Raw genomic sequence first — 13,270 nt, forward strand, 5'->3', positions numbered from 1 at the left:
ACCTGCAGTGGATTTCAGTGTTGATTCTGGATTAAATAACTAATCATAAAACCAAAAACAGCGAAAATGAAAAAAACAATAAACAATCGATTATTTAGCATCCTTTTATGTGTTGCTTTTCTAGGTATTTGCGCTTGTAGCTCCGATTCAGGTACAAAAGAAAAACCGGCAGCAATAACGCTTACCTCAGATACCAGTAAAATTGATTTTCAAACTAAAGGGAATGCAGCTGCGGTAAAAGTAACCACTAATGCGACCGCTTGGACAGTGACTACTTCAGATGCTTCTTGGATACAGTTGAGTCAGCTTACAGGGGGAACAGGTACAACAACATTTAATATAACAGCATCGGAGAATACGACTACTGCAACAAGAACCGCGATAATTACTATCAGTTCCAATCAAGCTGCATCTGTCCAAATTGCTGTTTCTCAGGTTGGGGTTGCTCCAGTTACGACTTTGTATCCAAGTTATAATACTAATCCGATAGCTGCTGATGCTACTGGTATGTCTAGTAATGCTGTGGAGCTTGCCGCCAAAATCACACTGGGTTGGAATATTGGGAATACACTAGAAGCTACCGGTGGTGAAACCGCTTGGGGTAATCCAAAAGTTACCAAAGCATTGATTGATTTGGTTAAAGCAAATGGTTTTAATGCGATTCGAATTCCATGTTCTTGGAATCAGAATGCTAATGCTACAACAGCACAGATCAATGCAACTTGGTTAGCTAGGGTAAAAGAAGTAGTTCAGTATTGTATAGACAATGATATGTACGTCATCGTTAATATTCACTGGGATGGCGGATGGCTTGAAAATAATTGTACCGATGCCAAAAAAATAGAAAATAACGCCAAACAAAAAGCTTTTTGGGAACAAATAGCGACTCAGTTGCGCGGTTTTGACGAACATTTGCTTTTTGCAAGTGCCAATGAACCTAACGTTGACAATGCGACTCAAATGGCAGTTTTAATATCCTATCACCAAACATTTATTGATGCGGTTCGTTCTACAGGAGGAAAAAATGCAAATCGTACACTAATCGTTCAGGGACCATCTACGGATATTGAAAAAACAAACAAATTAATGTTGACTTTGCCTACCGATAATGTTGCCAATCGGATGATGGTTGAAGTACATTATTACACACCATATCAATTTTGTCTCATGGATAAAGATGCTGATTGGGGCAAAATGTTCTACTATTGGGGAGCAAATTATCATTCAACAACTGATACAGCTCGAAATGCCACTTGGGGGGAAGAAGCAGATTTGGATAAATTTTTCCTATCTATGAAAACCCAATTTGTAAGTAAAGGTGTTCCTGTAATTTTAGGAGAGTTTGGAGCGATTAGACGTGATTTAACTGGTGATGACTTGACTTTACATCTCAATTCAAGAGCGTATTACTTAAAATATGTTGTAAAACAAGCTAAGGCTAATGGTTTGATTCCGTTTTATTGGGATGCTGGTAATATGGGAGTAAACAGTATGTCTTTATTCAATAGAACCAATAATACGGTTTATGATCAGCAAGCATTAACTGCTTTACAGGATGGATTGAAGTAACTTCGGAGTTGCTAAGTTGCTGGGATTCTAAGATGCTAAGTTTTATTTAAACTCAGTATCTTAGAGTCTTAATAGTTTATAGCCTTTTTTAAAAATAAAAAAATAAAAAAATGAAAAAAAGTATTGTATTTCTTTTTTTAATGGCAGGTATGTTGGCAAACGCCAATGTTCGAATGCCTTTGTTGTTTTCTGACGGAATGGTGTTGCAACGCAATAAAATAATTCCTGTTTGGGGTTGGGCAGACGCCAATGAAAAAGTTGAAGTTCGCTTTAATAAGCAAATCAAAACTGTTCAAGCTGATAAAGATGGGAAGTGGACGATTGGCTTAAATGCAGAAAAAGCAGGTGGACCTTTTGAATTAACCATCACTGGAAAAAACAAAATTGTAATAAAAGATGTTTTGGTTGGCGAAGTCTGGATTTGCAGCGGGCAATCGAATATGGAATTTCAAATGTATAAAACGATGAATTCCGAGAAAGAAATTAACGATTCGAATTATCCTATGATTCGTCATTTTGGTGTTGCCCAGGATTTGAATGGCGCTCCAAAAGAAGATTTAAAAGCTGGGAAATGGGCGGTTTGCAATAAAGATAATGTAAAAGATTTTACGGCTGTGGGTTACTTTTTTGCTAAAAAATTATATGCCGAATTAAAAATCCCAATCGGAATCATCAATACGTCTTGGGGAGGTACTTGCGTAGAAACATGGACTAGCCGAGAAGCATTTGAAAAAAGTGATGACTTCAAGGATATGATTGCCAGCGTGCCATCGGTAAATATGGATGCAATTCTTGAAACTTACAAAAAATCGCTTTTGGATAATATCAAAAAAATTCAAGGGTTTGAAGTGACTTTGGACAATGAGAATCAGTTTACAGCATTGAGTTTTAATGATGCCAACTGGCCAGAAATAAAACTGCCTTCTCTTTGGGAAAATCAACAAATCGGCAATATTGATGGGGTAGTTTGGATGCGAAAAACTGTTGTTTTATCGGCGGAGCAAGCCAAAAAAGAAGCTGTTTTGTATTTGTCCAAAGTGGACGATGAAGATATAACTTATGTAAACGGTATTCAAGTTGGAACCAACAACATTTGGGAAACCAAAAGAGTGTACAAAATTCCTAGTGGCGTTTTGAAAGAAGGAGCGAATGTAATTGCAGTTCGCATTTCCGATTATACAGGCGGTGGCGGAATTTACGGCGATCCTGCCGATTTGAGAATTGATTTTAAAGATTCTAATATAATGCTTCAAGGACTTTGGAAGTTTAATGTAGTGCAGGTAAAAGTAGCTTTGGCACCCAATAGTTACCCTTCATTATTGTACAATGCAATGGTGAATCCATTAATTCCGTATGCCTTTCAAGGGGTTTTATGGTATCAGGGCGAGGCCAATGTTTGGCGAGCTAATCAATACAAAAAAGCATTTCCGTTGATGATAACTGATTGGAGAACCAAATGGAATCAGGGAAATTTCCCTTTCTATTTTGTGCAATTATCAACCTTTGATGAATTTGGAGGAAACAGTACAAAAGGAAGCCGTTGGGCTGAACTTCGCGAAGCACAAGGCGAAACCTTGAAAGTGCCAAACACAGGAATGGTAGTAACTACTGATATTGGAAATGCAAAAGACATTCACCCAACAAACAAACAAGATGTTGCAAAACGTTTAGCAGCTATTGCGCTGAACGACGTTTATGGTAAAAAACAAGTTTGCAGCGGTCCAATGTACAAAGCAATGGAAATTAAAGGAAATCAGGTTACATTAAGTTTTGCATCCATCGGAAGTGGATTGTCAACTCCTGATAATTCAGTAAACGTGAAAGGTTTTGAAGTTGCAGGTGCCGATAAAGTTTTTTACCCTGCCAAAGCTACTATTAAAGACAACAAAGTAATTGTTTCTAGCGAAGCGGTTCCAAATCCAATTGCCGTTCATTACGGCTGGGCCGATGATGATACTGAAATAAACCTTTTCAATAAAGAAAAATTCCCTGCATCACCTTTCAGAACCGATGATTGGGAAATGATTACGGCAAACGAAAAATATAGTATTAGTAAGTAATTATAAGGGCGTGACCACATTTACAAAAGGCGCTATTCAGCAAGCCGCTTATTGTGCGCCTTTCGTAAATGCGGTCGGGCTATCCGCACTACTTCGGTAGTTTGCTGTTATCCCTCACGCATGTGAAGTGCAAATAAGATCTTTCATATAAATAAGTAATACATGAAATCAAATCTTTTAAAAAAACTGTTTCTAGTTTTCATCTGTTCCTCTTTTGGCGGAAAAGTTGTTGCACAATCCAATCATATTCTATGGTACAACCAACCGGCCGATTATTTTGAAGAAAGCTTGGTTTTGGGAAATGGAAAAATGGGAGCGACGGTTTTTGGAGGTGTCAATACGGAAAAAATTTATTTGAACGACATCACGCTTTGGTCGGGCGAGCCCGTAAATGCCAATATGAATCCTGAAGCTTACAAAAATATTCCCGCCATTCGCGAAGCATTAAAAAACGAGGATTATAAGTTGGCCGACGAATTAAACAAAAAGATTCAAGGCAAGAATTCCGAATCTTATGCGCCATTGGGAACTATGGAGATTAATAATTTTCACGAAGGAAAAGTTTCTAACTATTATAGAGAACTGGATATTTCCAATGCAACTTCCAAAGTCAGTTACGAAATAGATGGCGTAAAATATACCCGCGAATATTTTGTTTCTGCGCCAGATCAAATTATGGTCATTAAATTGAAAAGCAGTAAAAAAGGAGCTTTAAATTTTGATATTCATTCGAACAGTTTATTGAATTCGAATTCAGAAGTAAAGGACAAAGTTCTAGCAATGAATGGCACTGCGCCAATTCATGAAAACCCAAAATATACAGTTCCGCTCCCTTTTTTGACAGGAAAAGAAAGAGGGACACGATTTACAAATTTGATAAAAATAAAAAATACCGATGGGTCAATTGTAAGTTCAGCCAATAGTTTGGGTTTAAAAGATGGAACAGAAGCCATAATTTATGTTTCGATTGCAACCAGTTTTAATGGTTTTGACAAAAATCCTGCTACCGAAGGTCTAAACGACAAAGCAATTGCATTAGAAAATCTAAACAAGGCATTTGCAAAGCCATTCGAAAATATAAAACAATCACATATTGCTGATTATCAAAAATTCTATAATCGGGTTAGTTTAAATTTAGGAAAAACAACTGCGCCAGATTTGCCAACAGACGAACGTTTATTGCGATACGCCGATGGGAAGGAAGATAAAAATTTGGAAACATTATATTTTCAGTACGGACGTTATTTGCTGATAAGCAGTTCCAGAACCAAAGGTGTTCCTGCCAACTTGCAAGGACTTTGGAACCCACATCTAAACCCTCCATGGAGTTGTAACTATACAATGAATATCAATTTGGAAGAGAATTATTGGCTTGCCGAAAGTACCAATCTTTCCGAAATGCATATGCCTCTTTTGAGTTTTATAAAAAATCTTTCAGTGACGGGTAAAGTGACCGCCAAGACTTTTTATGGAATAAATGAAGGTTGGGCCGCTGCACATAATTCAGATATTTGGGCTATGACAAATCCAGTTGGAGTTTTTGGAAACGAAGATCCTGTGTGGGCTTGTTGGAATACGGCGGGAGCATGGTTAAGCACGCATATTTGGGAGCACTATATTTTTAGTCAAGACAAAAATTATCTAAAAAACGAAGGGTATCCGATTATGAAAGGAGCTTCTGAGTTTTTTTTGCAATGGATGGTTACGGACAAAAACGGAAGCTTAATCACTTCGCCATCAACTTCTCCAGAAAACAAATACAAGACCCCAGATGGTTTTATAGGTGCAACATTGTACGGAGGAACGGCAGATTTGGCTATGATACGCGAGTGTTTTGACAAAACCATTAAAGCCTCTAAAGTTTTAAATGTTGATGCCGAATTCAGGGCAAAACTTGAAACGGCGCTTTCCAAATTCTATCCTTATCAAATAGGAAAGAATGGAAATCTGCAGGAATGGTATTTTGATTGGAATGATGAAGATCCTCAACACCGTCATCAGTCGCATTTATTCGGGCTTTTTCCGGGTGACCACATTACGCCATTAAAAACGCCTGATTTAGCCAAAGCTTCGAGACAAACTTTAGAAATAAAAGGAGACGAGACTACAGGTTGGTCAAAAGGATGGCGTATTAATCTTTGGGCAAGACTTTGGGACGGTAATCGGGCTTACAAAATGTTCCGGGAACTGCTTCGTTATGTAGATCCCGACGGAAAGAAAACGGAAAAACCAAGAAGAGGTGGAGGTACGTACCCTAATTTGTTCGATGCCCATCCACCGTTTCAAATTGATGGTAATTTTGGAGGAGCTGCAGCCGTTGCCGAAATGCTGGTGCAGTCCAATGAAAACGAAATCCGATTACTGCCAGCCTTACCCGACGCTTGGGAAAGCGGATCTGTAAAAGGAATTTGTGCCCGAGGAGGTTTTGAAATTTCAATGAAATGGGAAGCCAAAAAGCTAAAGACAGTTTCAGTTTTTTCTAAAGTTGGCGGAAAAACAACGCTCATCAGTGGAGACAAAAAGAAAGATGTTGCTTTGAAAGAAGGACAGAAATTGGAAATAGTTTGGTAAAAAAGAGTCACACAGATCTATTTGTGATGCAGCTCAAAAAAATAAAAACGTAGATTTGCTTCGCCAGTTCGCTATCACTCTGGTCACAAATTAACACAGATTGAAATTTAGCCTAATTTCATTATACAATTTGTGAAAATTTGTGAAATTTGTGTTTAACTATTTAATATCAGTTTCCAATGATTTGATCCATCACCCAGCTGGTATGTGCAGCTGTAAATCCGTTGGATGGATGTTTTTGATTTCCTAGCAGCTGTTCCCGCATTTGTTCTGCATGATATAACTGAATGTTTTCCGGATGTTCAATGATGTGTGTTGATTCTCCTTCTTCCGTTTTAAGAATTAATGGTTCATTTTCGAAAACAGAGAAAGTGATTTTACCTTTACTACCGTAAATTTCAACGACATCTTCACGCTCAAAAGCGCCAAAATTCCAACTACCGCTACCTGTTATTCCAGATTCGTGAAGCCAATTGGCGACAGCTGCATCTTTTGAAGTGTATAATCCTTGTTGATTGAGACTAATTCCATGAACTTCTTTTATGGTTCCAAAATAATGGATGAATAAATCCAATCCATGACTGGCCAAATCATCGAAGTAACCGCCAGTTGCGATTTTTATATCGGTTCGCCAATTGTATTCGCCGGAACGATCTAGTTCGCTTGTGGGCTTGCTCAAATGCCATCTGATGTGCCTCACTTCGCCAATAGTTTTCGAATCGATCCATTTCTTGATTTGCTCGAATCGTGGTAGTGTTCGTCTATAATAGGCAACGAATAAAGGAACATTTTTAGTTTTGAAAGTTTCTGCAATGTCCAAACAATCTTGGTAATTGGGCGCTAAAGGTTTTTCGATACAGCAAGGTTTTCCAGCCTCGGCTACTTTTAAACCATAATATTTATGGGTATCGGGTGGTGTAGCAATATATACAGCATCAACTTCAGTATCATTAATCAGTTCGTCGGCATTTGTGTAATATTTGTTTATTCCATGTCTTTTGGCATAATCCGCCGCTTTTTCTGCATCTCTGCGCATTACTGCTGATATTGTAAAACCTTTTGTTTTTTGATAGGCGGGGCCACTTTTTAATTCCGTGACATTGCCACAACCAATAATTCCCCAACGGATTGTTTTGGTAATTTCACTCATATTTATTGTATTATTCACAACCGTCAATTCCGCAACTGTTTTCTCCATTGGTGTTTTGAAGTTTTAATTTGGTATCAAAATTTCCTTCTTCCCAGGTTTTTTCCAATGTCTTCAGAAACACATCGGTTGGTTGCGCACCAGATACAGCATATTTATTGTCAAATACGAAAAATGGAACTCCAGTTACTCCAATAGCCTGTGCTTCTTCTTGGTCTTGTCTCACTTCATTGGCATAAAGGTCAGTGTTTAATACGTTTTCAATTGCTTCCTTTTCTAATCCTACTTCGAGACCCAAAGATTCTAAAGTTTTCAAATCATTTACATCTTTACCATCTGTTAAGTAGGCTTTGAATAAAAGTTCTTCCAATTCATTGGATAAATTGTGTTTTTTGGCTAAATGCAACAATCGATGAGCATTTAATGAATTGGCCAAAATGGCTTTTTCAAAATGAAAATCCAATCCTGATTTTTTAGCATTTTCAGTCATGTTATCTATCATTGTTTGTGCCCAATCGCTATTTTTTCTATATTTTTCTGCCAAATGATCTACAATGCTTTCATTTGGTGTTGCTACAAAACTCGGATCCAATTGAAAACTTTTCCATTCAATTGCAACGGAATTTTTATTTTCAAATTGGTTTAGAGCTTCCTCTATTTTTCTTTTCCCTATATAGCAAAACGGACACATTACATCCGACCAGATTTGTATTTTTAATTGATTTTCCATATTTATTTTTTTCTGCGTAGGCAAAGGTTGTAAAATGCAAAATTATGAAATTGGATATTGAAGCTTTTGCATTTAGGATTTTATTGTGAATTGATTAAGTGTGATGCTAATCAGTTTTGTTTTTTTTATTTGGAAATTGATAGTTGTATTGTTTCAAATTCAATTTTTTTTCATTTTTCATTTTAGGGATAACAGTACTATATAATGGTTCTGTTTTATTTGAGATTGCTCTGTTGGATAGGTAATTGGTCAAATATTTTTTAAGTATTTGTATTTTGTCTACTTCAATAGAATAAATGGTTTTCTTTCCTTCGTTTTTTACATTTAATAGGTTGGCTTTTTTTAATTCTAATAAATGCTTGGATATCGTTGATTGTGCCAATGGAATTAACGCTACAATTTCACCACAAGTTCTATTGTTTTTTTTCCATAGTAAAGTCATAATCTGCATGCGTGTTGGATGACCTAATGCTTTGCAGATTTCAGCTATCGCATTTGTTTCTGTATCGAAATCTAAGTGTTTAGTTGTTCCCATAAGCATCCATTAATTTATATCGTAATTTAGCGATTATATTTGATATGCAGTGTGTTGTATATGTTTTATTTGATTTAATTTTTCTGTTTATTTAATAATTTTATTCAAAATGTTTGGCCTTACTTTATAAAAACCAAATTATATTTTGGTATGAAAATTCAGGTATAAATACGTGTAAAGGAAAATTTTTTAATTGATAGCTTTGAAAATATCAAAAAAGTATTAAGATTTCAAAATAGCTCAATTAGGTTTTTTTAGGTGGTTTTAATCTTTTTTTTGATTTAGATAATGTCCCAACATTTACCTTTTTTATTAATTTAAACTACCATTTATGAAAAGTACTTTTAAAACCCTTTTTAGTTTGTTGTTGTTTATTCCATTGACTTATGCTCAAAAAAATCAAATTAAAGCTGCTCAAAAGGAATCAAAAGCTGGTAATTCGGAACAAGTAATTGCAATTTTATCTCCGGTGGAATATTTGATTAGCAACGCTTCAGATGAAGACAGAATTCATTTTTACTATATAAAAGGAACTGCTTTAATGGATTTGGCCAACAAAAACATTAATACTTCCAAGAATCTTTCGCAAGCTGTTATAGCATTTAATGATTTGATTGAAGTCGAGAAAGAATCAAACCAAAATAGGTATACTTCTGAGGCAATCGAATCACTTCATAAGATAAAAGAAGGGCTTGTAAATAGTGCTAATGAGGATTTAACAGTCGAAAATTTTACGGAATCTTCCAGTAAATTTTATCAAGCTTATTTAATAGATAAAATAGATACGCTGCAATTGTATAATGCAGCAGTTAGTTTTAAAAATGCCCACGAAAATGATTTGGCGCTAAAATGTTACGAAGAATTAAAAGCGATTAAGTATTCAGGAAATATTGAGGTTTATATCGCTTACAGCAAAAGTAAATTGAAGGATGAGTATTTTGGGACTATAAAAGAGAGAAATACTCAAATTCAAAATGGAACCCATTTCAGACCTAGACAAGAATTTCAATCCAAAAAGGCCGAAATATATAAAAGCATTGCTATGATTTATGTCCAAAGTGGCTATAAAGAAAAAGCGATGAAAGCAATCTCACAGGCCCGAAATCTGGACAGTCAAGATTTGTCACTAGCCTTGGTTGAAGCCAATTTGTACTTGGAAACCAAAGATTATGATTATTTTGACAATCTAGTTTCAGTTATTATAGAATCAAATCCCAACAATGCACAATTGATGACTAATTTAGGTGTGAATTGCCAAAATGAACAATATTATGATGGTGCTGTATACTATTATAAAAAGGCTATAGAAATGAATCCTCAATACGCTGAGGCATATGTAAACCTTTCAGCGTTATTGGTGGAGAAAAGTATTAAAGTAGGAAACCAAATGAATGAATATTTGGGATCTTCAGACTCTGATAAAAAGACTTTTGGTGAATTGAAAACTGAGAAGGAACAAATTGTAAAAAGTGTGTTTAGAAATCTTCAAAAAGTAGTTAGTATTGATCCTTTCAATAGTAGTGTAAAACAATTAACGAATAGTATGAATGCGACAAACATTAATAATTCATCAAGAGGTGCTTTGGCATCTGGTGAATAAAGGATTTATAATATTGAAAAAAGGGTATAATAGTCAACTGGATTATATCAAAATAATAGCTAAAATTAGCTAGCAATAGTATAATGTTAAGTTTTGAGTTGAATTAGATTAGGGTAAAAAACCATCAATTATTACAATTGGTGGTTTTTTTTATGTCAAATAAAAAAGTCACTAACAGTAGTATTAGTGACTTAAAATATATTTTTTTTAAAGAGCTTAAGCTAATAGATCTAAAACTAGTGAAGGAAACAATCCTATAACGATATTTAGAAGAATAGCAACAACGGCAACTGCATAAATCAAGAATGGTTGTCCTGTACGAGCTTCGTTTGGTTCTTTGGTGTACATTGCTAAAATCAATTTAAAGTAGTAACCAACGCTTATAATTGAGTTGATAACTGCAAATATAACCACGACTAAATATCCAGCTTGAATCGTTTGGCTAAACAAAACCAATTTGGCAAAGAAACCTGCAAAAATTGGAATACCTGCCATAGAAAGCAATGATCCGGTTAAAATAGCGGCCAACAATGGATTTGTTTTTCCTAAACCATGAAAGTTTACAATATCTTCGTTTTCTCTGTTTTTACATACATATAATATAACGCTGAAAGCAGCAATACCAGATAATGCATAAGCAGAAGTGTAATACAATAAGCTTCCTGCTGATGTAGATAAACTCAGTAAGGTCATCAACATAAATCCAGCGTGTGAAACACCAGAGAAGGCTAGCATACGTTTTACATTGACTTGTCTTAACGCCATGATGTTACCAACTGTCATAGAAAGGATTGAAACAACAACTACCACAATTTGGAACGAGTAATTGATATCGGCATGCATACTTGACAATAATTTATAAAGTGTCGCAATTGCCACAACTTTTGCCAAAGTGCTCATTAATGCTGTAGTCAAAGTTGGAGAACCTTCATAAACATCAGGAGCCCAAAAATGAAATGGAACTGCAGCGATTTTAAATAGCATTCCTATTGTAACCAAAACAATTCCGATTGGAAACCAAATAGGAAGCTCAGCTGATTGGGACATATCGCTAATTTCAACGATGTCGAATGAGCCCATTGCTCCATAAATCATACAGATTCCAAATAAAATAATTCCTGAGGCAAAAGATCCCATCAAGAAGTATTTCATACCAGCTTCATTACTTTTTATATTTACTCTATTGCTTGCTGCAAGAACATAAAGCGATATTGATAATATTTCTATTCCTAAAAAGAACATGGCCAAATTTCCAAAAGAAACCATGGCAACGGCTCCAGACAATAAGAATATTTTAATGGCGATATAATCAGAAAGTTTGCTTTGGTGATTGTCATAGAAATTATGGCTCAATGCTACCAAAAAAATAGTCAGCACAATAAATAAACTTGAAAAAGAAACTGAAAATTTACTTACCGTAATCATATTATTATAGTAACTCGCAGGTGAGTTAAACTCAGAAACAGTAAGTCCTAGAATTGCTAATAATCCAATAATTGTTATTGGAATAATCGCTTTTCTAAAATCGAAGATTTCAAATATAAGGCATAAAACACCTAATCCTACTATAGCTATTAATGTTGTCATTTATATTATGCTTTTTTACTTAATTGTATTTATTAATAGTGTTTAAAATAGTCTCTAGACTTGGTGTTATCAAATCGTTGATTGGTTTTGGATACATTCCAAAGAAAAATAAAACCGCAATAATTAATACCATTGTCAAACCTTCAGAGAAAGTGATATCGGTAAAAAGTTTAGTGTTAGTTTCTCCAAGCATTACGTGTTGGAACATTTTCAACATATAATAAGCTCCCAAAATAATGGTTGTTCCACCCAAAATTGCAAACCAAATATTTATTTGAGAAAGGCTGTACAATACTGTAAATTCTCCAATAAAGTTAAAAGTTGTTGGTAAAGCCACAGAAGCCAATACCAAAATTAAAAACATAGAAGTGAATTTTGGTGATTGGTAACGAATACCTCCCATTTCTGAAATTGTTCTTGTTTCGTATCTTCTAAAAATGATTTCAGCGGCAAAAAACAATCCTACTACCACAAAGCCGTGTGCAATCATTTGTAAAACGGCTCCTCTAAAACCATCAAGGGTTAATGTATAAGTTCCGGCTGCAATTAATCCAACGTGAGCAAGGGAAGAATAAGCCAATAATTTTTTCAAGTCTTTTTGTCTTAGAGCAACAATAGAACCATAAATAACTCCTGCAATACCAACACCAATGAATATAAACATATATTCTTTAGCTGCTAACGGAGCCAAAGGCAATTGCCAACGGATAAGGCTGTACAATCCCATTTTTAGCATAATACCAGATAAAAGCATAGTTCCAAGAGTTGGAGCTTTTTGGTAAACATTCGCCTGCCAAGTATGAAAAGGAATTAAAGGAATTTTAATGGCATAAGCTAAGAAGAAAGCCGTAAAAATCCATTTTTGTTCATTAATTGTTAAGTCTAATTTATATAAATCCTCAATTAGGAAGCTTCCCGCTTTTTGATACATATAAACAAAAGCTACAAGCATGAATAACGAACCTGCAAGAGTATAGATAAAGAATTTAACCACTGCTTTTCTGCGTTCTTCGGCATCACCGTTACCCCAAATCAAAGCGATAAAGTAGATTGGAATCAAAGATAATTCCCAAAAGATATAGTACAGTAGACCATCGCTTGCCAAGAAAGTTCCTGTCATTGCAAAAGACATAAATAATATAAGGGAATAAATCGCTTTTGCATTTTTGAAATCATTACCAAAAGAAGATAAGATTATAATGGCAGTCAAGGCAGTTGTCAATAAAACCATGGCCAACGACAATCCGTCGGCTTGTAATGCAAATGAAACTTTTGGTAAAGTTATCCATTGGCTGCTGTAGCTAATGTTTTCGCCTAAATTAAAATGGTTTAACAAAACTATTGAGCAACCTGCAGCCGCTAATCCGAAAAACAATGCCACTTTTGAAGCGAGCTTGTCACCAGCTAAATAAGTTGCAAATGCGCCAACTAAAAGGATGATTAATATCAGAGATACATTCATTTGTAATTT

At 35.3% G+C, this 13,270-nt stretch carries 9 protein-coding genes; 4 read left to right on the forward strand and 5 right to left on the reverse strand.

All coding sequences use genetic code 11. The features are described 5' to 3' along the window. Positions 1-66: 66 nt before the first annotated feature. The 3 genes from HQN62_RS03415 to HQN62_RS03425 all read left to right on the forward strand — a co-directional run bounded on the left by HQN62_RS03415 (position 67) and on the right by HQN62_RS03425 (position 6,200). On the forward strand, positions 67-1,569 hold the full coding sequence (locus HQN62_RS03415) for a cellulase family glycosylhydrolase (protein WP_173503332.1): 1,503 nt from the start codon (positions 67-69) through the stop codon (positions 1,567-1,569). Between the two features lie 110 nt (positions 1,570-1,679). After that, positions 1,680-3,629, forward strand: coding sequence for a sialate O-acetylesterase (locus tag HQN62_RS03420; protein WP_173503333.1), 1,950 nt, complete (start codon positions 1,680-1,682; stop codon positions 3,627-3,629). 162 nt (positions 3,630-3,791) lie between these two features. Further along, on the forward strand, positions 3,792-6,200 hold the full coding sequence (locus HQN62_RS03425) for a glycoside hydrolase family 95 protein (RefSeq protein WP_173503334.1): 2,409 nt from the start codon (positions 3,792-3,794) through the stop codon (positions 6,198-6,200). Between the two features lie 169 nt (positions 6,201-6,369). Here HQN62_RS03425 and HQN62_RS03430 read toward each other — a convergent pair whose 3' ends face one another. The 3 genes from HQN62_RS03430 to HQN62_RS03440 form a co-directional block, all read right to left on the reverse strand. Continuing rightward, a complete protein-coding gene (locus HQN62_RS03430; RefSeq protein ID WP_173505502.1) occupies positions 6,370-7,350 on the reverse strand; it encodes a Gfo/Idh/MocA family protein in 981 nt (326 codons plus the stop codon). A 10-nt stretch (positions 7,351-7,360) separates the two neighbouring features. Continuing rightward, a complete protein-coding gene (locus HQN62_RS03435) occupies positions 7,361-8,077 on the reverse strand; it encodes a DsbA family oxidoreductase (RefSeq protein WP_173503335.1) in 717 nt (238 codons plus the stop codon). Between the two features lie 106 nt (positions 8,078-8,183). Then, complete coding sequence (locus tag HQN62_RS03440) at positions 8,184-8,612, reverse strand: ArsR/SmtB family transcription factor (RefSeq protein ID WP_165818102.1); 429 nt, start codon at positions 8,610-8,612, stop codon at positions 8,184-8,186. A gap of 331 nt (positions 8,613-8,943) precedes the next feature. Between HQN62_RS03440 and HQN62_RS03445 the strand changes: the two genes are divergently transcribed. Continuing rightward, on the forward strand, positions 8,944-10,212 hold the full coding sequence (locus HQN62_RS03445; protein ID WP_173503336.1) for a tetratricopeptide repeat protein: 1,269 nt from the start codon (positions 8,944-8,946) through the stop codon (positions 10,210-10,212). A 216-nt stretch (positions 10,213-10,428) separates the two neighbouring features. On the opposite strand, the gene HQN62_RS03450 is transcribed toward HQN62_RS03445, so the two are convergent. After that, positions 10,429-11,799, reverse strand: coding sequence for an NADH-quinone oxidoreductase subunit N (locus HQN62_RS03450; RefSeq protein ID WP_173503337.1), 1,371 nt, complete (start codon positions 11,797-11,799; stop codon positions 10,429-10,431). A gap of 19 nt (positions 11,800-11,818) precedes the next feature. Then, the gene (locus HQN62_RS03455; protein ID WP_173503338.1) at positions 11,819-13,261 is read right to left on the reverse strand and encodes a complex I subunit 4 family protein; all 1,443 of its coding nucleotides are present in this window, start codon (positions 13,259-13,261) and stop codon (positions 11,819-11,821) included. Positions 13,262-13,270: the final 9 nt, after the last annotated feature.

It is taken from the genome of Flavobacterium sp. M31R6 (assembly GCF_013284035.1).
In the GTDB taxonomy this organism is placed as follows: Bacteria; Bacteroidota; Bacteroidia; order Flavobacteriales; family Flavobacteriaceae; genus Flavobacterium.

Excerpts from the sequence above, each read along its gene's own strand:
- HQN62_RS03420 (WP_173503333.1), top strand. The coding sequence starts at position 1,680 with ATGAAAAAAAGTATTGTATTTCTTTTTTTAATGGCAGGTATGTTGGCA.
- HQN62_RS03425 (WP_173503334.1), top strand. The coding sequence starts at position 3,792 with ATGAAATCAAATCTTTTAAAAAAACTGTTTCTAGTTTTCATCTGTTCC.
- HQN62_RS03450 (WP_173503337.1), bottom strand. The coding sequence starts at position 11,799 with ATGACAACATTAATAGCTATAGTAGGATTAGGTGTTTTATGCCTTATA.
- HQN62_RS03435 (WP_173503335.1), bottom strand. The coding sequence starts at position 8,077 with ATGGAAAATCAATTAAAAATACAAATCTGGTCGGATGTAATGTGTCCG.
- HQN62_RS03415 (WP_173503332.1), top strand. The coding sequence starts at position 67 with ATGAAAAAAACAATAAACAATCGATTATTTAGCATCCTTTTATGTGTT.
- HQN62_RS03430 (WP_173505502.1), bottom strand. The coding sequence starts at position 7,350 with ATGAGTGAAATTACCAAAACAATCCGTTGGGGAATTATTGGTTGTGGC.
- HQN62_RS03445 (WP_173503336.1), top strand. The coding sequence starts at position 8,944 with ATGAAAAGTACTTTTAAAACCCTTTTTAGTTTGTTGTTGTTTATTCCA.
- HQN62_RS03440 (WP_165818102.1), bottom strand. The coding sequence starts at position 8,612 with ATGGGAACAACTAAACACTTAGATTTCGATACAGAAACAAATGCGATA.
- HQN62_RS03455 (WP_173503338.1), bottom strand. The coding sequence starts at position 13,261 with ATGAATGTATCTCTGATATTAATCATCCTTTTAGTTGGCGCATTTGCA.